This window comes from Actinosynnema sp. NPDC023794 (genome assembly GCF_040639675.1).
GTDB classification, from domain to species: Bacteria; Actinomycetota; Actinomycetes; order Mycobacteriales; family Pseudonocardiaceae; genus Actinosynnema; species Actinosynnema luteola.
The window spans coordinates 162,147-185,818 of sequence record NZ_JBFAFR010000017.1 but is presented as its reverse complement, the minus strand read 5'-3'; the positions used below and the strand labels follow the sequence as shown (position 1 = coordinate 185,818).

At 72.5% G+C, this 23,672-nt stretch carries 19 protein-coding genes and 1 pseudogene; 6 read left to right on the top strand and 14 right to left on the bottom strand.

Going from position 1 to position 23,672, the window contains the following annotated elements:
• The 4 genes and pseudogenes from AB0H12_RS29535 to AB0H12_RS29520 form a co-directional block, all read right to left on the bottom strand.
• Positions 1 to 206 (bottom strand): transposase (locus tag AB0H12_RS29535; RefSeq protein WP_499627216.1); only part of this gene is annotated, 206 nt, incomplete at its 3' end.
• A 213-nt stretch (positions 207 to 419) separates the two neighbouring features.
• Positions 420 to 608 (bottom strand): hypothetical protein, encoded by a 189-nt coding sequence (locus AB0H12_RS29530; protein ID WP_499627214.1) that lies wholly within the window; start codon positions 606 to 608, stop codon positions 420 to 422.
• A gap of 237 nt (positions 609 to 845) precedes the next feature.
• Positions 846 to 1,060, bottom strand: a pseudogene (locus AB0H12_RS29525) (hypothetical protein); the annotation flags it as partial.
• Positions 1,061 to 1,491: 431 nt separating this feature from the next.
• Positions 1,492 to 1,734: a YbaB/EbfC family nucleoid-associated protein gene (locus AB0H12_RS29520; RefSeq protein ID WP_499627211.1), complete on the bottom strand. Its 243-nt coding sequence runs from the start codon at positions 1,732 to 1,734 to the stop codon at positions 1,492 to 1,494.
• Between the two features lie 397 nt (positions 1,735 to 2,131).
• Here AB0H12_RS29520 and AB0H12_RS29515 point away from each other — a divergent pair, with 397 nt between their 5' ends.
• Positions 2,132 to 2,710, top strand: coding sequence for a dienelactone hydrolase family protein (locus AB0H12_RS29515; protein WP_499627210.1), 579 nt, complete (start codon positions 2,132 to 2,134; stop codon positions 2,708 to 2,710).
• A gap of 194 nt (positions 2,711 to 2,904) precedes the next feature.
• On the opposite strand, the gene AB0H12_RS29510 is transcribed toward AB0H12_RS29515, so the two are convergent.
• From AB0H12_RS29510 to AB0H12_RS29500, 3 genes are all read right to left on the bottom strand, one after another.
• On the bottom strand, positions 2,905 to 3,285 hold the full coding sequence (locus tag AB0H12_RS29510) for a DUF2267 domain-containing protein (protein WP_499627208.1): 381 nt from the start codon (positions 3,283 to 3,285) through the stop codon (positions 2,905 to 2,907).
• A complete protein-coding gene (locus AB0H12_RS29505) occupies positions 3,282 to 3,518 on the bottom strand; it encodes a DUF2795 domain-containing protein (RefSeq protein WP_499627206.1) in 237 nt (78 codons plus the stop codon). The genes AB0H12_RS29510 and AB0H12_RS29505 overlap by 4 nt, the downstream gene beginning before the upstream one ends.
• A gap of 295 nt (positions 3,519 to 3,813) precedes the next feature.
• Positions 3,814 to 6,171 carry a SpoIIE family protein phosphatase gene (locus tag AB0H12_RS29500; protein WP_499627204.1) on the bottom strand — a complete coding sequence of 786 codons (2,358 nt, stop codon included), beginning with the start codon at positions 6,169 to 6,171 and terminating at the stop codon, positions 3,814 to 3,816.
• 422 nt (positions 6,172 to 6,593) lie between these two features.
• Here AB0H12_RS29500 and AB0H12_RS29495 point away from each other — a divergent pair, with 422 nt between their 5' ends.
• Positions 6,594 to 7,457 carry an SDR family NAD(P)-dependent oxidoreductase gene (locus tag AB0H12_RS29495; RefSeq protein ID WP_499627203.1) on the top strand — a complete coding sequence of 288 codons (864 nt, stop codon included), beginning with the start codon at positions 6,594 to 6,596 and terminating at the stop codon, positions 7,455 to 7,457.
• A 175-nt stretch (positions 7,458 to 7,632) separates the two neighbouring features.
• On the opposite strand, the gene AB0H12_RS29490 is transcribed toward AB0H12_RS29495, so the two are convergent.
• The 6 genes from AB0H12_RS29490 to AB0H12_RS29465 all read right to left on the bottom strand — a co-directional run bounded on the left by AB0H12_RS29490 (position 7,633) and on the right by AB0H12_RS29465 (position 14,977).
• On the bottom strand, positions 7,633 to 7,890 hold the full coding sequence (locus AB0H12_RS29490) for an acyl carrier protein (protein WP_499627201.1): 258 nt from the start codon (positions 7,888 to 7,890) through the stop codon (positions 7,633 to 7,635).
• Complete coding sequence (locus AB0H12_RS29485) at positions 7,887 to 9,311, bottom strand: condensation domain-containing protein (protein WP_499627199.1); 1,425 nt, start codon at positions 9,309 to 9,311, stop codon at positions 7,887 to 7,889. Before AB0H12_RS29485 ends, AB0H12_RS29490 begins: the two co-directional genes overlap by 4 nt.
• A gap of 246 nt (positions 9,312 to 9,557) precedes the next feature.
• The gene (locus AB0H12_RS29480) at positions 9,558 to 11,342 is read right to left on the bottom strand and encodes an ABC transporter ATP-binding protein (protein WP_499627197.1); all 1,785 of its coding nucleotides are present in this window, start codon (positions 11,340 to 11,342) and stop codon (positions 9,558 to 9,560) included.
• Positions 11,339 to 13,204, bottom strand: coding sequence for an ABC transporter ATP-binding protein (locus AB0H12_RS29475; protein ID WP_499627195.1), 1,866 nt, complete (start codon positions 13,202 to 13,204; stop codon positions 11,339 to 11,341). The genes AB0H12_RS29480 and AB0H12_RS29475 overlap by 4 nt, the downstream gene beginning before the upstream one ends.
• 9 nt (positions 13,205 to 13,213) lie before the next feature.
• The gene (locus AB0H12_RS29470) at positions 13,214 to 14,119 is read right to left on the bottom strand and encodes a glycosyltransferase (protein WP_499627193.1); all 906 of its coding nucleotides are present in this window, start codon (positions 14,117 to 14,119) and stop codon (positions 13,214 to 13,216) included.
• A 186-nt stretch (positions 14,120 to 14,305) separates the two neighbouring features.
• Positions 14,306 to 14,977: a DNA alkylation repair protein gene (locus AB0H12_RS29465; RefSeq protein WP_499627191.1), complete on the bottom strand. Its 672-nt coding sequence runs from the start codon at positions 14,975 to 14,977 to the stop codon at positions 14,306 to 14,308.
• A 110-nt stretch (positions 14,978 to 15,087) separates the two neighbouring features.
• Between AB0H12_RS29465 and AB0H12_RS29460 the strand changes: the two genes are divergently transcribed.
• From AB0H12_RS29460 to AB0H12_RS29450, 3 genes are all read left to right on the top strand, one after another.
• Entirely contained in the window at positions 15,088 to 15,540 is a 453-nt protein-coding gene (locus AB0H12_RS29460) for a hypothetical protein (protein ID WP_499627190.1), read from the top strand.
• Positions 15,537 to 16,130: a hypothetical protein gene (locus AB0H12_RS29455; protein WP_499627188.1), complete on the top strand. Its 594-nt coding sequence runs from the start codon at positions 15,537 to 15,539 to the stop codon at positions 16,128 to 16,130. The genes AB0H12_RS29460 and AB0H12_RS29455 overlap by 4 nt, the downstream gene beginning before the upstream one ends.
• Positions 16,131 to 16,194: 64 nt before the next feature.
• The gene (locus AB0H12_RS29450) at positions 16,195 to 16,329 is read left to right on the top strand and encodes a hypothetical protein (RefSeq protein WP_499627186.1); all 135 of its coding nucleotides are present in this window, start codon (positions 16,195 to 16,197) and stop codon (positions 16,327 to 16,329) included.
• Here the strand turns inward: AB0H12_RS29450 and AB0H12_RS29445 are convergent.
• Complete coding sequence (locus tag AB0H12_RS29445; protein WP_499627185.1) at positions 16,326 to 21,854, bottom strand: RHS repeat-associated core domain-containing protein; 5,529 nt, start codon at positions 21,852 to 21,854, stop codon at positions 16,326 to 16,328. The two genes, AB0H12_RS29450 and AB0H12_RS29445, sit on opposite strands and share 4 nt — an antisense overlap.
• Positions 21,855 to 22,292: 438 nt before the next feature.
• Between AB0H12_RS29445 and AB0H12_RS29440 the strand changes: the two genes are divergently transcribed.
• The gene (locus tag AB0H12_RS29440) at positions 22,293 to 23,372 is read left to right on the top strand and encodes a DUF4034 domain-containing protein (RefSeq protein ID WP_499627184.1); all 1,080 of its coding nucleotides are present in this window, start codon (positions 22,293 to 22,295) and stop codon (positions 23,370 to 23,372) included.
• The last annotated feature ends 300 nt before the right edge of the window (positions 23,373 to 23,672 follow it).

The following is a 23,672-nucleotide window of genomic DNA, read 5'->3' as shown; positions in this document are numbered from 1 at the left end:
CGCGCCTCGCGCAGCTCGGCCGAGTCGTTCCTGCTCGCACCGGGTTTGACGCCCTCGTCGGCGTCGGCCTGGCGCAGCCACTTGAACAAGGTCATCGGGTGGACCCCGAAGTCCTTGGCGATCTGCTCGACGATCACACCGGGCTCACGGTCACGAGCGACCCGCACGACATCGTCGCGGAACTCCCGAGAGTAGGGCTTGGGCACAGCGACATCCTCCCAGCTCACCATCACGGCAAGCCAACTCAGATGTCACCAATCCGTGCAGCAGACCCACCGCGCGATCGGGCGAGGCAACTCGCGCGGATCTGTCCACCTCGGCACCCCGATCATCGGGGCACACTGACGTTGCTGGCCAACAACTACAGGGCTAACTTGGGTGTCTGCGGGACCGACGGTCCCGCAGACACCCCGAGCGAACTAGCTGAAGGCACCGAGCGCAGTCAGCACCGCGATCTCAAGGAGGAGAGTGGCAGCGAAAGCTGCTCCACCCTTCAAGATTGCAGTGGCCGGGTGCCCCTTGCTGAGGGCAGCAAGAACACCTGCCGCGATGCCAACGATGATGGCAACCACAACTGCTAGCGCCATCGCGAACAACTTGACGAGCACAGGCTGAGACACTGCCTACTCCAAGGTGGCCTCGCCACCCGGCTGGCAAGGCGCTTGGCTAGGCGTCCTCACCGCCCGACATCCCGACTGGCTGTCAGCGCCGATCTTCACCTTTGGTTCTGGCGATCTCGTGGCCGGGCACTTATCGCTGGAACTCGGCGGTGACGGCGGTCTGACGGCTGGTCGACCGTGTCGAACCCGACATCAGCATACCTATCGCAGAGCCACTACGACAACGTCGTTAGTCCGGTGAAGGAACCTCTCGAACATCAGGTCCCACCTGACCGGGTCCACGGTGGTCACCCCGAGCGCAAAGCAGACCGCGGAGTTCGCCGCCGAACTCCGGCCCTGGAAGTAGATCCCCCCTCCCGGCAGAACTCGACGAGGCTCGCGAGGATCAGGAAGTAGCCGGCGAACCCCAACCGGGCGATCACCGTCAGCTCGTGCTCAACACCCGACTACTCGTCCTGCGCGACCGCGCACTGCTGTTGATCGGCTTCGCCATCGCCGCCCGCAGCTCCGAACTCGCCGCGCTTCGCGCCGCCGACGTCTACCCCGAGTTACGCGGCATGACCATCGTCCTGCGCGCCAGCAGGACCGGCGCCGACACCACCCGCGTGCCCGTCCTCACCAGCGCTGACCCCACCACCTGCCCGGTACGGTCCTGGGCAGCGTGGGATCAAGGCCAAGTACGGCGTCACCATCGTGACTGCCGGCGGGTAGCCAGTCAGGGGCTGTGCCCGGTTGGTTTCTCAGCGACGATCACGCGCGTCGAAGCCGGGGAGGGGCAGCAGCATGGAGCAAACAAGCTGGGGTCGGGGCGTCGAGACTGGCAGGGCTCGGCGCCCGATGCCGGAGATCTGTGTGAGCGGCGCAGACATTGCTATGTCTGCGGCAATCTGGGGGAACCCGCAGCCTGGTTGCGCAACGATTCGTCGAACGCAGTCAACAGCTCGCCCGCAGCCAACGCGGCCTTGTGCAGCGCCATGTTGACGGAGTCACGCGCAGCGGCCTCGATTCGTCGTCGATGCGCCGGGTCCAGGCTGTTATCGGTGATCTCGATGTCGGTGACGGTGAACGTTGCGCCCACCGTGGCGGTGACCAAGCCGTCGGCAGAGGCATGCACGGGTCGGCAATCCGGGTTGGCGAATTGCTGGAGTAGCTCGCTGACATCCCTCTTCCGTCGGACGCGTTCTGGGAGCGCTCCCAGAACATCTCGCCCGGACTATAGGCAGGCTCGCCGACCCCCGCCCAGCCGCCGTTCAGCCCAAACGCCGTGGTCGGCCCACCTGTGCCCAGGGATCCCTCCTCGTCCTGGGACCAGCGCTCTCCCACTCGCCGCGCGAACCTCCGCGACGACGTCACCGGCCGACCGACCACACGACCCGACCGGTTTCGACCGGTCGCCGGGGGCAAACCAGGGATCGACCGCGCACCGGCCGCCAGGGGGTGGAGGAAGTCGTGTTCTTCGACGAGGACGTGCCGATCCCGTTGGACGGGTCCGCCTGGACGCCCGGCTCTCGATGCCGACCCGCCGCAGCGGCGTGGTGGTGTTCGCGCACGACGGCGGCCCGCACCCCCAAGGCGACCTGCACGTGGCGCAGACGCTCCAGCGGGAGCACCTGGCCACCGTGCTGGTCGACCTGCTCCCGAGCGGGGACCGGGGCGTGGACGTGCCGGTGCTCGCCGGCCGCCTGGCCGCGGTCGTGGACTGGCTCACCGACCAGCCGGCGACCGGCGGCCACCCGGTCGGGTTGTTCGGTGCGGGCGGCGGGGCGGCGGTCGCGCTCGTCACCGCGGCGGAGCGACCGGTCGCCGTGCGCGCCGTGGTCTGCCGCGGCGGGCGGGTGGACCTGGCCGGGGACGCGCTGACCCGGGTCCTCGCGCCGACCCTGCTGATCGTCGGCGAGCGGGACGAGGACGGTGTGGCGCTCAACCAGGGGGCCGCGCGCCGGTTGCGCGCCGGCGGGCGGCTGGAGGTCGTGCCGGACGCGGATCACCTGTTCGAGGAGCCCGGTGCGCTGGATCGGGTGACCAGGTTGACCGCGCGGTGGTTCCACCGGCACGTCGGCAACGCACCGGTGATGCCACCGGCGTCCTGAGCCGCGCGGTCCTCGCGCGGCCTGGCACAGACGACGGTCCAGTGATGCCGGTCAGGCTCGCCCGCGTGCGGAGGCGTCACGTCCTCGCCCACGTGCTCCGCCACACCCGTCGTCCGAGTGGCGCCGGCACGTCCTTCACGCGCGGCGTGCGGGCCGCCCCGGCTGGCCGCGATCCGGCCGGTAGGCGGTCCCCGTCATCCGCGGAGGCGGGTCGGCACCTCGGGGTCGAGGGCGGCGCGCAGCAGCTCGCCGGTCCCGGGCGCGGTGTCCTCCAGCCCTCCGAGCACGGCCTGTGCCAGGTGCCGGGCGCGCTCCGTGCCCGTGTCCAACCGCTGCGCCAGCTCGATCATCACCGCGTCCGGCGGCCGGTTCTCCGGGCGGCCGGGCACGAGCGCCGCTTCCTCCACCGCCGCGGGCAGCGCGGCGGCCAGCCGGTCCCGGTCCGGGGCGGTCAGGCCGTGCGCCAACGTCGCGACCACCGCGGTCAGCGCCGCCTCCGCCGTGGCGGTGTCCAGGTCTCCGCGCCGGCCGATCGCCTCGACCAGCTCGCCGTGCTCGACCACGGTGTGGATCACCTTTCCGATCGCCGCGCCCCGCCGGGGTCCACGCGCGTGTCGTCCTCGAACCGGACGGAGCCCACCACCTCGGTCACGTTGGCGTAGTCCACCGGCGGGATCGCGCGCAGCGCCCGCGCCGTGATCTCGTCGCCCCGCTCCTGCGCCGCCAGGACCAGCTCGTCCTTGCTCGCCGGGAAGTCGACCTCGTTCAGGCACTCCCGCAGCCGTTCGCGAGTGGTGTACGCGGACATCGCCACCTCCGTGCGTGCTCGTCGTCGGGCGGTCCGGCGCCGGACCGGGCGGTCGCGCCGACCCGTCCGGACACCGGTGCGGCCCCACGGCCGGGACCTGCCCGTGTCCGGGCGGTACCCCCGCTCGACCCCCGGAAACGTCGGGCCCGGCGTGGCCACTCCCCGGTGCGGTCGTGGCCGGGCCCGGCTCAGCCCATCGTGCTCGTCCTCGGTGCCCGTGCCCACCAGGACGTGTACCCGATCGGACCGCCGGCGACCGGGCGCGGCGCGGGTCGGCCGTCGACACCGGCCGGGGTCAGGCGGAGATCGTGGCCGCCACGATGCACGTGTCGTCCAACGGGGTGGCGGGCACCAGGCGCGAGGTCAGCGCCTCGGGCATCCGCGCCGGGTCCAGCTCCGCCACGAACCCCCGGATCTCCTCCATCAGGCGTTCCAGGTCGTCACCGCGGACGCCGGCGGAAGGCCGCCGCTCGATCAGGCCGTCGGTGAACATCAGCACCGTGTCGCCGGGCGCCAGGAGCGTCCGCGCCGTCGCGTACACCGCGCCCCGCACCGCGCCCAGGATCGGACCCACGGGCCGGTCGAGCCGCTGCACCTCGTCCGACCGCAGCAACAGCGGCGCGGGGTGGCCCGCTTGCGCCCACGACAGCCGGCGCGTGGTCGGCTCGAACCGACCGACGATCGCCGACGCCAGCGTCACGCCACCACCGCCGGTCAGCATCCGGTTGAGCACGTCGAGGACGCCGGCCGGGTCCGGGTTGGTCAGCGCGGCCCCGGTCAACGCGTACCGCAGCTTCGCCATCGCCGCCGCGGTCGCCAGGCCGTGGCCCGCCACGTCGCCGATCGCCAGCAGCGTGCTGCCGTCGTCGATCGGGAACGCGTGGTACCAGTCGCCGCCGACCTCCGCCCACTGCTCGGCCGCCAGGTAGCGCACGACCACCCGCATCCCCGGCAGCTCCAGCGGCCTGCTCGGCAGCGGCAGCACGGCCGAGCGGAGGTGGTCCGCCACCTGGTGCTCCTGCGCGAACTGCTCGCTGAGGTCGAACACCCGCTTCTCGGCCCGCCGCATGGCGGTCACGTCCTGCAGCACCACGTCCAACCGGACCGGTCTGCCCTCGACGTCCAGCACCGGCTCGCCGATGAACCGCCCGTTCCGGATCTGGTCGCCGGCGCGCAGGCGCAGCTCCGAGTCGGTGCCCTCGCCGCGTTCCAGCATCCGCCGCACGGCGTTCTGCAGGATCGGCAGGTCCTCGCCGACCACCGACGCCCGGATCTCGTCCAGCGACATCGGGCCGAGCACCGGGTCGCGGTCGAAGATGACGTAGAGCTGGTCGGACCAGTCGATCTCGTTGGTCACCAGGTTCCACTCGCCCCAGCCGATGTTGCCGAGGCGCTGGACGCTCCGCAGCCGCTCCAGCTGCAACGGGTCCTCGTGCTCGTGCCAGGCCAGGATCAAGCCGTCGCCGAACTTGCCGATGGTCAACGTGTACCGGCCGTGCTGCGGCAGGCCGGGTGTGTTCTCCTCGTAGTCGAAGATGCTGACCACCTCCCGGACCCCGGTGCGGAGCACCCGGAAGTACGCCGCCCACAGCTCGGTGCCCGCGACGGTCGGGTAGCTGGTGAGGATGCTTCGCCCGACGAGCTGCCGGTACCGGCGGCCGGAGAAGTCGACCGCGTCCGGGCTGGCGGCCTCGAACCGGAAGTCCACCACCTCGCCGTCCTCGTCGTGCACCGCGCCGAGCAGCGCCACCGAGCCGGGCAGCACGTCGAGCAGGTGCTGGACCCAGAGCGTCCAGCGGGGGCCCCGCGCGGCGCCGTCCGGGCCCAGCAGCGCCAGGAGCGTGGAGCCGGCGGCGCCGATCATCACCTCCAGCTCCCACTGCTCCTCGGACGAGAACTCGTGCTCGTCGGTCCACAGCACCCCGAACACGCCCGCGATGCGGGTCTGGTCCCGGAACGGCAGCCACGCCCGCGACCGCCACACCGTCTCCGGGTCGCCGATCAGCGTGTGCCGCCGGCGGGCCTCCTCCAGGTCGGGCAGCCACTGGGGCAGGCCGGTGCGCACCGACGCGAGGACGCCCGTGCTGAGCCGCAACGGCACCCGTTCCCACTCCAGCCGCACCTTGGCCGGCACGTTCGCGGCGGCCTCCAACCGCGGCCCGCCGTCGGGTTCGAGCAGGTAGACCAGCACGCCGTCGCAGCCGACGTGCTCCCGGACGAGCTCGGCCAGCTCCTCCGGGTCGACCGCCGTGCCGATCGCGGCGAGCGCGACCGGCTGCGGCGTGCGTTCGGACGGCGGAGCCGGCGACGGTTGCGGTATGTCGACCTGCCGCGGGTAGCGCGAGGAGTCGTACCGCCCGTCACCGGTCGCCGGCGGCAGACCGGGCGCGGGCGGTGGCGGCGGCACGCCGAGCACGCCGGCCGCGATGGCGGCCAGGTCGCTGCCCGTCGCCTGCGCCAGCCGCACCATGTCCTCGAACGCCTCGTCGGGACGGCACGACAGCCGTTCGGCCAGGACGCCCTTCGCCTGCTCGATCACCGCCTGCCTGCGCGCAGCGGACCTCAGCCGGTCGATCTCGTCACGCTGCCGGGCGACGAGGTCGGCCAGCGCAGAACCGGTCGGATCCCGCTGCACCGCCATCGCGTCCAGCATCGCCCGCCCACCCCCGCAAGGCCAGCCGAACCGACGCGGAACCGCCGTCCGCCACGCTCGGCGCGGACCGCGGCCCGGCCACACGAACGGGTGAGGCGGAGGACACTCCGGATCGGAACAGCCTGCCACGCCGAGCGCGTTGTCGTACCGGACGGTCGGTGCGGTCCGCGTCCCCCGGGCCTCACGTCACCGCCTGCGCGGAACACCGCTCGGCTGGAGTCCCGTCGAGCCACTCGCCGAGAGGTGACCGCCGCGTCGGTCGCGACCTCGCCGACGACGGTCGGCAGTCGCCGGTTTCCGTTTCAGGCCGCCCGTCCGATCCCGCAACCCTGTGTCACACGTCACGCCGGCGTGCTGTCACAGGACCGAGGTCCGCGGTGCCTCATGCCCGACAGCACACGGCAACAGAACGGAACGACATCGTGAGCAAGATCTGGTTCGTCACCGGTTCGTCGCGCGGTTTGGGCCGCAACTTCGTGGAGGCGGCCCTGTCGCGCGGCGACAAGGTGGCCGCGACCGCCCGGAACGCCGCCGGCCTCGACGACCTGGTCGCCACCTACGGCGACGCGGTCCTCCCGTTGGAGGTGGACGTGACCGACAAGGCCGCCGTCTTCGAGGGCGTGAAGCGGGCGAGCGAGCACTTCGGCCGCCTCGACGTCATCGTGAACAACGCGGGCTACGCCCAGGTCGGCGCGATCGAGGAGCTGACCGAGCGGGAACTGCGCGACCAGCTGGAGACCAACCTGTTCGGCGCGGTGTGGGTCGTCCAGGCCGCGTTGCCCCACCTGCGGGCGCAGGGCTCGGGGCACATCGTCCAGCTGTCCTCGGCGGCCGGGCTCGTCGCGATGCCGCTCGGCGGCGCATACCACATGTCCAAGTGGGCGGTCGAAGGCTTCAACGAGGCCCTCGCCCAGGAAGTCGCCGAGTTCGGCGTCAAGGTGACCGTGATCGAGCCCGGCGGCTTCGCCACCAGGAACGGCAAGAACCCCGACCCCCTGGCCAACGGGCACATGGCCGAGACCAGCCCGGTCTACGACGGCCTGCGCGAGCGGCTCGCCGGCCTCGTGGCGAAGCAGCCCGCCGGCGACCCGGCCGCCGCCGCCCGGGCGTTGCTCAAGATCGTCGACCTCGACCACCCGCCGCTGCGGGTGCTCTTCGGCCAGGGCTTCCACCCGCTGATCAAGCAGGTCTACGCCGCCCGGCTCAAGACGTGGGAGGACTGGCAGGACCTGTCGGCTGAGGCGCACGGCAACCTCGAAGCCGACCTGCCCCCGGCTCGATCCTGACCCCAGCGCCGGTGGGCGATCCGGGACGCCGGGCCTCGTGCCCGCACGGGGTCGGCCGTGCGCTCATCGGCCGTGCGCTCATCGCCGGGAACCGGAGCCGATCACCCGCGAGTTCGAGCCGGCGACGACCTCGGCGCCGGGACTCCCGTCAGCGGCGGACGGCGGTCCGGGGAGGTCACCGCCCCGGCTCCGCCGACCGCTGCGCGAGCTTCGCCTCCACCGTGGCCACCAGGTCCGGGACCGTGTGCCACTGGCTCACCTCGTGCTCGCTGATCCTGACCCCCAGCTCCTCGCCGACGGCCTCGATCAGCTCGACCACGGTCAGCGAGTCGATGTCCAGGTCGGCCAGGGTCGCCTCGGGTTTCATGTCCTCGGGGCGGATCCTGAACTGACCCGTCAGGATGGAGCCCACGATCGCCTGGGCGGAACTCATGCCGTCTCTCCTTCTGTCCTCAACAGGTAATCACTGGTCTTCGCCACGCTGTGGAGCACCTCGCGCACCCGGTCGACGTAGCCGGCGACGCTCGCGTCGGCCGTCTCCGTGGCCGGGTAGCGCGCGGTCAGCCACAACCCCTCGTCGGTGCGGTGGGTCCAGATGTTCACCTTGCTGCCGCTGGTGCTCATCCGGACCAGGGGCCGGGCGTCCCACTCGGGCCAGTGCCGGATCCCCGGCACCACTCGCATGTCGGCGAAGGAGATGAACGGGAACACCTCGGGCATCCGCCGCTCCAGCTCGCGCTCGATGCCGAGGAGTTCCGCGACCCTCGCGATAGGCACGCGGCTCAGGCGCAGCGCGGTCCTCGCGGACTCGTGCGCGCCCGGCACCACGTCGAGGAAGCTGTGCGCCGCGCCGAGGTCGATCTCGATCGGACCGACGCCGATGTACCACCCCATCGAACGCAGCCACTCCCGCCTGGTGCGGGTGGTCGCCGGCATCACCGTCCGGTAGACCGGCTCGCCCGTGACCTGGTGGGCGACGATCGCCAGGGCGGAGAGCAGTCCGGCGAGGAACCCGCCGCCCACCTCGCGGCACGCTTCCTCGACCGCGTCGGCCTCGAGCACGTCCAGCAGCAGCACGTCCTGCTTCGCGTGCGGCAGCACTTCCCCTTCCGCGACACCGAGGTCGAGCGGGAATCGCAGCAGCCGTTCGCCTCCGGCTTCGATGAACCGGGCCCAGTGCTCGACGGCCGGGTGGTCGGCGTCGATCTCCCGGGCGGCGGCGCGCTCCGCCACGCCGTAGTCCACGTAGCTGCCGACTCCGCCGTGTTCGACCGGACGCCCGGCGGCCACGGCGGCGTACAGGTCCTGCCACTCGCCGACGGCGGTCATGACGGAGAACCCGTCGGTGTGCGCGTGGTCCATCCCCACGATGACCGTGGTGGAATCCGGGCGTTCCACGGTCTCCACCACGTAGCTGGGCCGGCTGAACGCGCCCGTCGCGTCGTCGATGCGCTGCTGGAGGCAGGCGCGGAGGTCGTCATCGCTCGCGAAGTCGCCGACGACCAGGTCCTCGACGGACACCGCGGCGGGGTCGACGGTGATGCGCTCCGCCCCGGCGTCCACCACGCGGAACGCGCTGCGCAACGTCTCGTGCCGCTCCACCCACGTCCGCACCGTCTCGCGGAAGGCCTCGACGTCCAACGGCCCGGCGAGCTCGAACCTGAACCCCATCCACTGCGGAACCCAGGCGCCGCGCTCGGTGAGCGCGGCGACGAACTTCAGGTGCCATTCCTGGTTGTACGACAGGGGTGTGCCGCGCTCGACCGAACGTGCCGCTTCCCGAAAGGGCGCATCATCCAGTGACCACTCCCTGAGCCGACCAGGACGCACGCGGTACTCAGAGAGCGTCGTCATCAGCATGCCCTTGATCAGCTCCCTTTGGTGGCCGGTGAAGGGCACAGCCTTCACCCTGGGCCTGCGGGCGTCGATCCCTCGCGAGCGTGAAGGGCTTGCACGTTCGAGTGATCACGATCGGTGACGTTGAAGTGCGCCGCCACTCCGGGCCCACGTACCGCGGTGCGTTGTGGACAGTCCACCGCGGTCAGCCGTCGGGAGTCCGGAGCCCACCGCCGGGCTGCGCCCGGAACCGTTCCGCGCGCGTCAGCTGTACGCCTTCGCCTGGAGCGCGAACAACTCCGCGTAGAGGCCCCCGCGGGCGGTGAGCGCGGCGTGGTCGCCGGTCTCCACCACCCGGCCGTCGCCGACGACGACGATCAGGTCGGCCGTGCGCACCGTGGAGAACCGGTGCGACACGAAGACGGTGATCCCGCCGGTTCGGCCGGCCACCCGTTTCGCGTGCTCGGCGTACCGCTGGAACAGGACGTGCTCGGCCTCCGGGTCCAACGCGGACGTCGGCTCGTCGAGGACGAGGAGCAACGGGGCCTCCCGCATCATGGCCCGGCCCAGCGCCAGCTTCTGCCACTGCCCCCCGGACAGCTCGGCGCCGTCGGCGTAGCTCTTGCCCAGCCGGGTGCGCAGGCCCTCGGGCAGGTCGTCCAGCACGCCGGTGGCGTCGGCGCGCTCCAGGGCCGCGCGGACGGCCGGTTCCGACGACGCCCGGGGCAGGTCGCCGAGGCCGACCACCTGCTGGGCCGTGAACTCGTACCGGACGAAGTCCTGGAAGCCGGCGGCGATCCGCGTGCGCCACTCGTCGAGCGGCATGTCGTGCAGGTCCGCGCCGTCGACCAGGATCCGCCCCTCGGACGGTCGGTAGAACCCGCAGAGCAACTTGACGAGGGTCGACTTGCCCGCGCCGTTCTCGCCGACGATCGCGACGGTGGCGCCGGCCGGCAGGTGGAGGTCGACGTCGCGCAGCACGGGCACGTCGGCGCCCGGGTAGTTGAACGCCACCCCGGCGAGGTCGATCCCGTCGTGCAGCCGCCGCGGCGGCGAGTGGCGGGGTGGAGCCGGATCGGCGCCGGTCACCGACGCGGAGACCTCGGTGAGCCGCCGGTACGCGCCCGCCATCCGCTGCAAGTCCTGCAGGAGGGTGACGGCCGTGGCGACCTGCTGGTTGACCTGGGCGGCGAGCACGATCACCAGCACGACGTCGCCGACGCCGCGCCGTCCGGCTATCGCGTCGCGCACCACGAGCAGCACACCCGCGATGTACGCGAGCGCGAAGACGACCTGCCCCGCCGCGCGGGCGCACGTCGCGATCAGGTGCGCACGCCACAGCCCTCGCGTCGCCCGCGCCCACAGCCGGCCGTGCCGGGCGCGCAGCTCGTCCCGCACCCCGGACACCCTGAGCTCGCCGGCCAGGCGGGCGGACGTGGCCAGGTGGAACAGGTTGAGCGCGGTCCGGGTCGACTCGGCGGTCGCCGTCCGGGCGCGGTCGAGCACCCGCTCGGCCAGGCGACCGGCGAGCAGGGGCGGCACCGCGGCGACGGGCAGCAGCAAGAGCAGCGGGTTCTGCACGGCCAGCAGGACCGCGGTGAGCGCCACGGCGAGGACGAGGCCGACACCGTTGAGCAGCGCTTCGAGACCGGTCCGGAACTGCCTGCCCTCCTGCCGCAGCACGGTCCACGTGTCGGCGTGCTCGGCCCGCTCGTGGTGCTCGATGCCGGCCGAGCCGTTCGACACCTCGATCACGCGCTCGTCGAAGTCCAGCTCCGCCAGCTCGGAGAGCTCGTAGTAGGCCAGGTGGGCGAAGTGCGCGAGGGCCAGCGCCATCACCGCCAGCACGGCCACCGCCAGGCCCGCGAGCACCGCGCGCCCCACCGTGCCCGCGACGACCTCGCGGGTCATCCACCCGAGCGCGGCGGCCAGCAGCGGGGCGGCGACGGCGCCGGCCGTCATCAGGACCACCGCCAGCGCGGTCTTGCGCGGGTTCAACCGCCAGGCCGTGGCGATCATGGTCCACGCGCCGGTCAGGAGGACCTTCACCCGACCGCTCCCCCGATCGCGGCGTCCGCCGCGCCGACGAACCGGTCGGCCTGCAACCGGAACAGCTCCGCGTAGCGCCCGTCGAGGGCCAGCAGGTCCGCGTGGGAGCCCTGCTCGGCGACCCGGCCGTGCTCGAGGACGACGATGTGGTCGGCGTGCCGCACGGTCGAGAACCGGTGGGAGATCAGCAGGGTGGTCGCGCCGGCGGCCAGGCCGGCGAACTCCTCGAAGAAGCCGGTCTCCGCGCGCACGTCCAGGCTCGCCGTCGGTTCGTCCAGCACCACGACCCGCGCGCCGTGGCGCAGCGCGAACAACGCCCGCGCCAGCGCGACGCGCTGCCACTGGCCGCCGGACAGCTCGGTTCCGTCGGTGAGGTGCCGTGCCAGGGGTGTGTCCAGCCCGCGGGGCAGGCGGTCCACGGCGTCGGCGAGGCCGACCGAGTCGAGCACCTCGCGGATCGCCTCCCGGTCGTCCAGGAAACCGACGGCGCCCAGCCCGACGTTGTCGGCGACGGACGACTCGTACCGCACGAAGTCCTGGAAGATCACGCTGAGGCGGGCGCGCCACTCGTCGACCGGGAAGGCGCGGAGGTCGACGCCGTCCAGCGTGATCCGGCCCGAGGTCGGCTCGTACAGCCGGGCGAGCAGCTTGACCAGGGTGGTCTTGCCGGCGCCGTTCACGCCGACGATGGCCGTGCAGCGGCCGACCGGGATCGTCAGGTCCAGACCGTCGAAGACCGTGCGCCGCTGCCCGGGGTAGCGGAAGCCGACCCGCTCGAACCGGATGGCGCCGACCGGCTCGGGCACCGTCGCCCGCCGCACGGGCGCAGGCTCTTCCTCGTGCGCGTCGACGTGCTCGGCGAACCGGCGCACCGCGTCGTAGGCCCTCATGCCGATCGCGGTCGGCAGGTCCGCCTCCGGGTAGTGCTCGGCCAGCCGCAGCAGACCCAGGGTCGCCGTCGCGACGAGGACGAACCCGGTGAGCGTCATCTCGCGCGCCGTCGCGCCCACCACCGCGAAGACCACGCCGGTGACCACGAGGGCCGCGACCGAGAACCGGACGAACGGCCACAGGTAGATGCGACGGCGTTCGGCCCAGAGGGGTTCGAGGAAGCGGAAGTGGGTGTCGCGCAGGCGTTGCCGCAACCAACCGGCCAGGCCGAAGACCCGGATCTCCTTGCCGGCGGCGGCGCCGCCGGCCAGCTCGCGCAGGTAGTCGATCTCCCGCTGGTCGGCGGCGAGCAGGGACCGGGTCCTGGCGTACCGGCGCAGCCCACCGCGCTGGCCGTGGCGGAACAGCAGCACGGTGACGACCAGCGCCGCCGCGGCCGGCCACGAGAACACCACCCCCACCGCGACCGCGCAGCCGACGAGCTCGGTGTACCGCGCGATCAGCGCGAGCAGTCCGGTGGCCGCCCGACCCGGGCTCTGCACGCCGAACTCCACCTCCCGCGCGGCGGTGCGCAGCGCGTCGAGCGCCTGCTGGTCCTCTAGGGGGCCGAGGCCGGCGCTGCGCAGCGACGCGGCCATCAGCTCGTCGAACACCCCGCCGTCGACCCGGCGCGTCACCAGCTCGCCCAAGGCGCGCTCCACCGGGGAGAGCAGCTGCCGGGCGACGAACGCCCCCGCCGCGACGCCGAACACCGCGACCAGCGAGTTCCACGCGCCGGAGTCGAGCCCCGCGGCCACCGCCGCCGGCACCCGTCCGAGCACCATCGCCGTCGCCACGGTGAACACGACCGGGAGGCAGCCGAGCAGCAGGTTCACCCCGACCAGCGCGGCGACCAGCGGACGGCCGGCGCGGGGAAGCAGGCGGACGATCTCCCGTCGTGCGGCGAACTGCTCCCGCGCGACGTCCCACATGCCCGCCACCTACCCGGCGGTCGGGTAGTCGGCGCAGCGGGGCAGGCCGCGTTCCGCGATGACCTCGTTGAAGTCCGCGAAGCGGATCCGGGGTTCCTCGACCAGCATCCGGGTGATCGGCGTCCGGTACTTCTCCGCGATGTAGCGGTAGTTCTCCAGGGCGGACGTCGTGTTGGCGCCCTGGTCCTTCTCGTGCGGGTAGTGGATGGCGCTCGCCGCCCGGTCCACGGCGAACCTGGCGCCGTCGCGGTGCAGCCGGTAGGCGAGGTCGAGGTCCTCACCACCCCACTGCCGGAGCTCCTCGTCGTACATGCCGACCGCGCGCACCTGCTCCGTCCGCGCCGACGCGTGGCAGGTCCAGTACATCAGCCACGGCGCGGGCAGGTGGCCGAAGTCGTCGGAGTACCGGGCGTAGAACGGCTCGCGCACGTCCGGCCACGCCCGCGTCCGCTCCATGGACGCGATCGAGCCGTCGACGTCCTCGACGTCGACCACCTTGCGGATCAGCCGGGCGTCCTCGTTGTCGAGGTTGAAGCAGTACACGTACCCGTTCAGCGCCAACGGTTCCTCGGACGCCTCGTGCCTGGCCGCGTGCGCGCCCAGGCTCGCGGAGTGCAGCAGCACCCCGGAGTCGACGAAGACGCAGACCTCGCCGGTGGCGTGCCGGATCCCGGTGTTCCGGGCCGCGGAGACCCGGTACCCCTCGTCGGGCTGGTAGAAGTACCGCAGGTCCAACCGGTCCTCGAACCCGCGCACCACCGCCTCGGTGTCGTCGGTGGAACCGTCGTCGACGACCAGCACCTCGAACCGGTCACGTGACAGGTCCTGCTTGGCGAGCGAGTCGAGCGTCAGTTCCAGCAACCGCCTCCGGTTGTAGGTCGGGACGATGACCGTGCAGCGTAACGAGCTACCCACGAGAGGCTCTCCTTGTCGAGGTCCCGCCCCGCGCGACGAGGGCAGGGGATCCGACGGGCCCATGAGGGAGATCCGCTCTCCTGGGTGAATCCCCGCCGATCACCGCGCAAGTCTGCCGAGCCGCGCGAGCGCCGGTCAACACCGCGCACGAAGTCCCGGCCGCGGCTCGCACCGCTGACGCGCCGCCTACCGGTCGTGCTGTCGGCGCACCATCTCGGCGATCCAGGTGGGCGCGAACGGCGAGGTGCAGTTCGGCGGGGTCGGGTAGTCCTTGAGCACCTCCAGCCGCTCACCGATGTCGATCGCGCGGGCGCGGTGGTCGGGGTGGTCGATCCCGATCTGGGCCAGGCAGTGGTTCATCTCCCACTGCAGGCGGTCGGGCGCGTCGCCCATCTCGGCCTCGATGACGTCGAGCAGCCCGTCGAGGTCGAGTCCCCCGGGCCTCTTGGCCACGCGTTCGGTGGTCAGGGCCCAGCCCGCGCTCGCGACCACCGGGTCCGGGTCGGCGGACCAGGCCAGGCGCAGCTCCTCGGCGGACGGGTGCTTCTTCACCACGTAGTTCACCAGCCAGTCGTGCACCTTGGGGGTGCGCGCCTCGCGCAACATGGCGTCCAGCTCGTCGCGCTCGAACGCCTTCGGGCGGCAGATCAGGATCGCCAGCAGCCGCGCCGCGGTGTCGGCCGTCTCCCACAGCCGGCGCGCGAGTTCCTGCTGGGTCTTCAGCCGCTTGGCGATCGCGCGCAGCTTGCCGAGGTTCACGCCGTGGTCGTCGCCGTGCTTCTCGTTCACCTCGCGTGCCCGCAGGTCTTCGAGCGCGGACAGCTCGGCCATCACCTCGGCCACCGTCGTCTCGGCCATCTCACCCTCCGGTCCGCTCGTCCGCGGGTCAGCGTACGAGGTGGCGGGCGTCTTGGCCGGTAGCGGCCGGCCGGCGACCGCACCGGCGGCGGGCGGCCTACGGTCGGCGCATGATCGCTCTCACCGCCCGTCGGGTTCTCGCTTCGCTGCCGGTGGTCCTGCTGGGCGCGTGCGGGACCGTGCAGGCCCCCGCTGCGGCTCCGTCGTCGGTCGCGACCACGACGACGACTTCGTCGACCGCCCGTCCGACCACGACCACGACCACCACTACGACCGAGGTCCCGGGCCCGCCGCCCACCGCCGCCGACGGCGCCGACCTCGCCGCGTGCGCGGACGGCATCTGCGAGGTCGTGGTCAAGACCGGCGACGTGCTGCACGTGCCGGCCGGCCCGCTGACGGTCGTGGTCGGCGGCGGTCAGGCCGGTGTGCGGCCCGATCCGTCGAGCGGCATGACCGGCCTGCTGGCGGGTCCTCCGGGCTGGGTGGGCATGTTCAACAGCCAGACGTTCACGGTCGGGGTGGTGCGGGGCGACCAGGCCGTGCTGAAGCTGGGCCCGCGATGATCGCGCGGCTCGGCACCGCGCTCGGCGTCGTCCTGGGTGGCGTGGTCGGAGCCGTGGCCGGCGCGCGGGTCGAGTCCTGGACGGGCGGCCTCGTCGGCGCCTACGCCGGAGTCCTGTGCGGGATGTGCGTCGTCGGCGGCCTGGTCGGCGTCATCGCCCGTGACCTCGATCGGGCATCACGCGCGGAGGCGGTCGTGATGCTGGCCTTCGGCTTGGTCGGCGCGGTCGGCGCGGTGACCGGGTATTGGCTCGTCAGCACCCATGACATCCCCCGGTTCACGCCGCTGGCGGGCTTCTTCGTCGGCTTGGTCCTGCCCGGCGCGCTCGCGGGCCTCGCCGTCCTCGGCGTCCTGGGCGCCGACCGGCAACCCGAGATCCTCGTGCTGCTGACTGCCTCTGCGACGGGCGCCGGCGCGGGCGCCTGGCTCGGCACCTTGTTCGGCGCGCCGGTGCTGGTCGCGATCGGGCTCGTCGTCGGCGGTGCTCTGGGCGCCGCGGTGGCTCACGCGTTCAACGTCGCCGTCCACGAGGCCTTCCCCACCTCTCGCGACATCGTCAACAGGCATCACGGCGACCACTACCCGTGGTGAGCCACTCCTGGGTCACGCCTTCAGGACGAGCGGCGAACAGCACCGCCTGGCGGTCAACGCGCTGGTGGACGAAGCCGGGTCGAGCGCGCCTCGCGCGGTGGTGCACGAGCTGTACCGGGCGCCCGAGTTCGAACTCCTCAAGGCCCAGGACGAGGTGAACCACCGACTCGGCTCGCCGAGCGCGTTCGACCTCCTCTAGCGGCCGGTGTGCGGGACGGCGGAGGTTCCGGACAAGGCCGTGGTCCGGTCCTCCGCCCACCGGGGCTGTTCGACGCGCTCGTGCTTCGCCGGGCCGGGGATGAAGGAGTCCGCCGAAGGTTCGCGGCAGGTGTCGTGGTCGTGTGCCGCGCAGACGCCGTGCTGCGGGGTGGGGCTGGTGGGGTTGTGGTCGGCGTAGCCGTAGCCGGTCCGCTGCCGGGTGTCGGCGTTGAGGAAGCGGCCGGTGGTGGCGTCGTACTCGCGGGCGCCGAGGTCGGTCAGGCCGGTGGTGTCGCTGAGCGGTTCGTCCAGGAAGCCGTGGCGGTCGGGCCAGGGAACGCCCTCGGCGGGGTCGAGCGGGTTGCCGTAGGGGTCCAGGGTGCGGCGGCTGACGGCGAAGCCGACGGACCCGATGGCGACGGTCGGGGTGCCGTGCAGGTCGGAGACGAGGTAGGTGGGGTTGGTGTTGCCGACGCGGACGGCGATCGTCCTGCCGTCGTGGGTGTAGTACCGGGTGCCGATGACCGTGCCGGTGGTGTTGTCGCGGGCGAGTTCCTGGCCGGGCAGGTAGAGGGTGGTCCGGTCCGGATCACGGCGGATGAGCTGGTTGCCGTCGGCGTCGTGGACGTACTTGGTCCTGCCGCCGGGTGAGGTGACCGTGTCGAGCCGGTTCTCGTGGTCCCACTTGAGGATGTGTTCGCCGGTGGGCAGGGAGCGTCTGGTGGTGTTGCCCGCCTTGTCGTAGTCGTAGGTCGACGACGTCTGGCCGGCGGGACCGGTGGTGGTGGCGCTGGTGAGCGTGTGGGGTTGGGGGCTGCCGCCGGTCGGGTGGCGGTAGGTCGTGGTGGTGTCGCCGGTCGTGCCGGGCAGGGCGTGCCGGGTCTGCGCGGCGCGCAGGCCGGCGGGGTCGAAGGTCCACGTCGTCCAGTACGGGGTGGGGCCGCCGACGTTGGCGCTGCCCGCCGTGGTCGACGGGGCGTTGGCGCAGTCGTCGGTGGCGGTCCAGGCGTTGTCCAGGCGGCGCAGGGCGTCGTAGGTGTAGCACTGGGTGCGGACGGGCGCGCGGCCCGCGGTGCCCTGGGTGTTGACGGACTTGGTGACGTTGCCGGCGGGGTCGTAGGTGTAGCTGACGTGATCGACCTGCGGGTCGACTGCCTGCGCGGACATGGTCGCCTGCGTGAGGCGTCGGGTCTGCGCGTCGTAGTCGTAGGTGAGGCCGGCCGTGTTGTTCGACGGGCCCAGGGTGAACCGGCGGGCCTCGCCGTACGGCGTGTAGGTCGAGTCCGTGACGTAGGCGTTGTAGCCCGCGGTCATCAGCGGCTTGCCGTAGCGGTTGTACGTGGTGGAGACGATCTCGCCGTTGGGGAAGCCGCCGGCCGCGACGGCGTGCTGGACGGTTGTCCGCAAGCCGGTGCTCGTGTGGCCGTAGCTGGTGGTGTACAGCGCGTTGAGACCGGTCTCCACGGCCGGGACCTGGACGAACGTCTTGCCGGCCAGGCCCTGTCCGTTGTAGTGGCTGACGCCGGAGACGTAGTCGCCCTCGGGCGTGTGACGGGTCGAGGACCAGGGCAGGCCGACGCCGTGCGGCGCGCCGTCGTACCGCCAGGACGCCAGGAGGGTCTTCCCGTCGGCCGAGACGGCGTGCCGGGCGGTCTTGCGCCCGAGCTCGTCGTACTCGTGCGCCAGGGTCTTGCCCTCGGCGTCGGTCGTGGAGACGATCTGCCCGGCGAGGTCGTACGTGGTGGAGGTGGTGCCGGCGTCGGGGTCGGTCTGGCTCGTCCGGCGGCCGAGCAGGTCGTAGGCGCGGCTCCACTGGTTGCCGGCCGGGTCGGTGAGCTTCCGGAGCTGCCCCAACGCCGTGTGCTCGGTCGTGGTGGCCTGGTAGGCGCCGCCGGACACGACGTTGCCGTTGACGGCCGGTGCTGCGGTGTACTCGCGGACTTCGGTCTCACGGCCTCGCACGTCGCTGATGACCGTGGTCGTGATGCCGCCCCGGGGCGGGATGACCGTCACGCGGTCGCCCCCGTGGACCGTCTTGGTCGTCCACGTCGGGGTGGCCCCCTTGTAAGCCGTCTCCAGCACCGGCCGACCCGCGCCGTCGTGGTCGGTGACCGTGCGGCTGGTGACCGACCGGGGATCGACCGAGATCAGCGTCGTGCCCGGCACGCCGGTGGTGACGTAGCCGCCGTCGGTGTGCCGCACCCGGCCGTGCGAGTCGTGGAACCGGTCCGTGACGACGCGGCCCCCGTCGAACGCGTCGGCCTGGGTTTGGCGGAGGCGGCCGAAGGCGTCGTGCAGTTCGACCTTGGCCACGTAGTTGGCGCCGCTCCCGTAGTCCACGAGCGTCTTGGTGGTGACCGCGAGCGGACCGTCGGTGCGCAGCAGGTAGTCGTAGGTCACGCCGGCGGGCTCGGAGCCCTTGCGCCGACCGGGCTTCCAGACGGCGGTCAGCCTGCCCAGCGGGTCGTAAGCGAGGTCGGTGCGCCGTGATCCGACGTCGAGGCTGACGACGGGGTTGCCGCGCGCGGGGTCGAACTCGACCGTGCTGGTCTGGTTCTTGGCGTTGGTGGTGACGGTCTTGGTGAGGACGCCGCCGTCGGCGGGCGTGTAGGCGGTGCGGGTCGTGCGGCCGAGGGCGTCGGTCGCCTCGACGGACCGGCCGGCGGGGTCGGACTTCGCCGTCGCGGTGGTCTCGTAGGCCAACCGGCCCCCGGTGTCGGCCGTCGCGGCGTCAAGGCGGGTGACGACGCCTGCGGTGACGGCGGAGAGCGTGCTCTGCCCGTCGTAGTAGGTGCGGGTCGACCTCAGGACGGAGGTCTGCGGTGTCCCGTGGGGCGGGCACGCCTGCTGGGAGACGGTGGATTCGGCGACTCGGTCACGGACCCACGTGGTGGTGTTGTCGGCGTAGGTCGTGGTCGTGCAGAGGTCGGGCACCCCGTCGCCGGACTCGGTCTTCGCCACCAGCCTGCCGAGCGCGTCGTGGCGGTGGGTTCCGGTCACCGTGCGGGTGCCGCCCGCCGCGAGGTCGGTGACGGTCCGGGTGCGCGAGACTCCGACGATCTCGGCCACCAGCGCGGGCAGGTTCACGCGTTGCCGGGTCGCCGTGCCGCCGAGGACCCGCGGTTCGGTGATGGAGGTGGACATCCGGCTTCCGCCGTCGCCGTCGAAGACCTCCTGCTCGAAGGCCATGCCGGCGAACCGGTCGTGGTCGGCGGTCTCCTCGCCGAGCGAGTTGCCCACCTCGACCGATCGACGGCCGTCGCGCGGCAGCACGTCGCCGTCCATGCCGCGGAAGTACGTCGTGCGGGTCAGCGTCGGCTTGTCGTGGACGCCGTCGACGCCGTGCCGGCTGTCGCCGGTGCGCACCTCGACCTTGCCGTACCCGCGGAACTGGCCGTACGTGCGGTGTCCGGGCTTCACGACCTCCGCGTCGTGGTGCCACGCGGGCGCGCCGAGGTAGGCGTACGCCGTGACCCGCGTCGGCGAGATCCCGTTGCGGTCCCGGACCTCCACCCGGTCCACGACGTACTTGTGGAAGAAGTCCAGCGTCGGCTCCCCGTCGCCCGACGACGTCCAGCGCACCGGGTAGCAGCGGCGGTCGTTGTCCGCCAGGTCGGTCGGCACGTCGGACGCGCCGCAGTCGGGTGCGCTGTAGCCGACGTCGATCAGCGCGCCGGTCTCGGTCGCGATGGTGGTGACCCGCCAGTGCGCGAGCGCCGGCAGCTCGCGGTAGTCGTGCACGCGGTTGTCGAACGACTTGCCCGAGAACGACACCGCCGGCACGGTGACCGACGTGCCGTCCTGGGCGAACCCGGTGCGGGTGATCGACTGGAGCCACAGTTCCTTGTGCGCGATGTTCTTGAACACCTGGCCGAGCTGGTACCGGTCGACCGCCACCGGCCCGGCTCCCCGGTCGTACCGCGTCGTGATCGTGGTCAACCGCTTCGTGGACCAGAACGACGGCGCGTGGTTGTTGCAGACCGCGCCCGGTTCGCAGTGCTGGTCCTGCGGCACGTCCGGCCAGTGCTTGGCGTTGCCCGGGGTGAACCTGGCCGGGTCGCAGTCGAAGCCGGCGTCCGGCGCGCAGCGCTCGGCGACGTCGAACACCACCTGGTTCGGCGCCACGACCCCGTAGACGCTGCCGTTGGCGTTGCGCAAGCCGTAGTCGATGCGCTTGAGCGTCCCGCCGCGCGTGTAGGAGACGCCCGCCGTGCCGTTGTTCGCGCCGTAGTGGTTGGTCTCCGGCGCGTAGTAGTAGGACGTGACGTTGCCGTGCGGGTCCTCGACGAAGTCCAGGTTCCACCGCCACGCCTGCGCGCACGACGACCGGGCGAAGCCACCGGCGTCGTGGCACGGGTCGCCTTGGCGGGGACCGTGGACGGGGACGGCCCAGGCGGAGTTCGTCTGTTCCTGGTCGGTGTAGCCGGGCCCGCGGTTGCGGCCGAAGTAGTAGCCGACGCCGGCGGTCGACGTGACCTTCCAGTACTCGCCGTCGTGCACGCCGTTGACCGCGCCGGTGAGCAGCTCGACCCGGGCGCCGTCGTCGGTCGCGGCACGCCACGTGCCGGTGGCGTCGTCGCGGACCAGCTCGGTCGACTTGCCGTCCAGCACCATCGTGACGACCTGACCCGCCCAGCACAGATCACCGGTCCGCTGCGCCCCGGGCAGCGTCCCGTCCTCGGCGCACGTGCGGTACGTGCGCTCGATCGCGCCCGGCGAGTAGTCCCAGCCCTGGCCGATCCACGACGACTGGTTGTTCGTCGCGACCGTGCGACCGTCCACACTGGACGAGCTGTACGACAACACGACCTTCGGCGCGACCGCGGAGCCCGACGACGGCGGCGGCACCACGACGGGGTAGCTCCAGTCGAAGCCGCCCGCACCGCCCGACCCCGACCACCCGCTCGACGGCGGGAGCGTGCCGGCTTCGAAGGTGCCCCTCGGTCCCCTGCCCGTCGCGGTCACGGCGAACACCGTCGGCCCGACCGCGCTGGTCCGTGCGGTGACCGCGCGAGCCTGAGGGTCGTTGCTCGACCTCAGGGGGTCCTGGACCTGGCACTCGGCCGCGTCGGGCGTGGTCAGCGCGCACACGGGCAGCCGCACGATCCGCGACCGGGAGCCGAAGTCCGCGCCGGCCGCGTTGGCGAACGCGGAGTAGTCCACCCCGACCGACACCTCGGCCTCACCGGAGTCCTCCGGCGTGACGGTGAACAGCACACCCGTGACGCCGACGCGTTGCGTGCTCTCCTGGTCGTGCACCTCGACCGCGAACGAACGCCCGTCCTGCTCGGAGGCCAGCGTCACGGGCAGGTCGCCCGCCGGCCGCGCCGACGCGCCCGCGGTGACGGTGGCCTTGCCGGGCGCCGGCCAGGCGGCGTCGGGCAGACCGGTGTCGACCGGTTCGGCGTTCGCGGGGTGCGCGGTGAGCGGGAAGTCCGCGTGCGGGATCGGCTGGTCCTGCGCCACCGGCGGCGTCCGGTCCGACGACACGCGGTCGGAGGTGAGGCCGACGACGAGCGACGCCATCACCACGGCCGTCGCCAACAGGGCCGGCGACCGTCTCGGACCTTCGTGCCGCGAGCGCGCCGAAGTGGCACCGAACATGTCCCAAGCCCCCTGAGAACCAGGCCGTGATCGGCCCGAGCCGGTGAACCTTAGCCACGGATCACCCACTCCGGAAGTGTCGGGCGACGATCACGCCACGACGCGCCGGCGTTACACGAACGGGTGTGTCCTTGATCTCAGATCGCCGTCTTCGTGCAGGTAGATCATGCCGGTAGCGTCCGGCGCGCCGCCTTCGGCCGCGCTTCGAGAGTCCGGGGGGGAACCGTCCGGGGGAAGACCGACGGGCAGCACCGACCGCGTCGAACGAGAGCTGCCGCCAACGGCTCCGGCGCGCGAAACACACCGACCACCGCCGAAGGCGTGTCCCGCCCAGGCCGGTACGACCCAGGAGAGCACCACGTGGTCCTGTCCCTGCTGAAGCAGCCCGGGAAGCTCCTCGCCGTCATCTCGCTCATGCGGGAGGCCAAGCGACGCGGCGTCGAGGTCGAGGACCTCCCCGACGAGTGGGTCGCGGCGCGGCTCACGGGACGCGTCGACGTCACCCGCTGGGGACTCGTGCCGGACGTCGAGGTGGTCGTGCGGGGACCGGCCGACCCGGAGCTGGGCGCCGCGACCACCGCCGCGACCGAGGGCCGGTGGGAGCCCGCCGCGCGGCTGCTGTCGTCCACCTGGGGCCACTGGGAGCGCCGCGAGGAGGTCGTGCGGGCGCTGGCCGACTGCGCCGTCCGCAACGGCTCCTTCCTCCAGGAGTGGCACGAGGTCGATCCCGACAACGGCGATCTCGCCGTGCTGCACGCGCAGTCGTTGGTGCACGTGGCGTGGGAGGCGCGTGGCACGGCACGCGCCGCGCAGACCAGCCGGGCCCGGTTCGAGGGGTTCCACCGAGTGTTGTCCAGGGCGCAGGTCGCGGCCCACCACGCGGCCGACGCCCTGCCGGAGGACCCCACGCCGTGGACGACGCTGGTGACGGTGGCCCGCGGCCTGTCCTACGACCACGACCGGTTCGGCCGGGTGTGGGAGGAGCTCGTCGCCCGCGCGCCGCACCACCGGCCCGGACACGTGCAGGCCCTGCAGTACTGGTGCCGCAAGTGGAGCGGGTCGCACGAGCTGATGTGCGACTTCGCCACCCGCGCGATGAACGCGTCGCCGACCCTGGCCGCGTTGCCGCTCATCGCCGCCCTCGAAGGCGTCGAGGACGACCCGGAGGTGTGGCGCTCGCCGATGGTGCGCGACGCGCTGGCCGTCCTGCTGCCGCGCCTGGCCGGTGAAGGAGCAGCCACGAAGGCGCAGCGCTCCGACCGCGGTCTCGCCATCGCCGCCCTCATGGTCGACAAGCGCCACGACGAGGCGGTCGACCAGTTCCGCGTCCTCGGCCCGCACGCCGACGGGGAGCCGTGGCAGAACTACTTCCCCAACTCCCGCCTCGGCTTCCTCCAAGCCCGCATCGAGGCGTGCAAGGGCGCGCGCAAGCCTTCCTAGGCCCGGCTGGAGGACCGGCAGGTCCGCGTTCGCCGCCACGTCGGCGCTGCCCCGCTCGGCTCACGCGGCGTCGGCGGTCGTGATGGCGAGCTGGTCGTCGCCCGCGTCGACGCGCACGCGGGTGCCCGGGGTGAGGCTGCCGTCGAGCAGCACGCGGGAAAGCCGGTTGTCGACCTAGGACGAGGCGGTGGAGGCGGTGGCCGAGGCGGTGCGCCGCTCCAGCGTCGCGGTGGCCGACGGCGCGCCGGACGACGGCCGGGAGCCGCGGTCACGTGCTGGTTCGTCCCGTCCCGCCGGCGT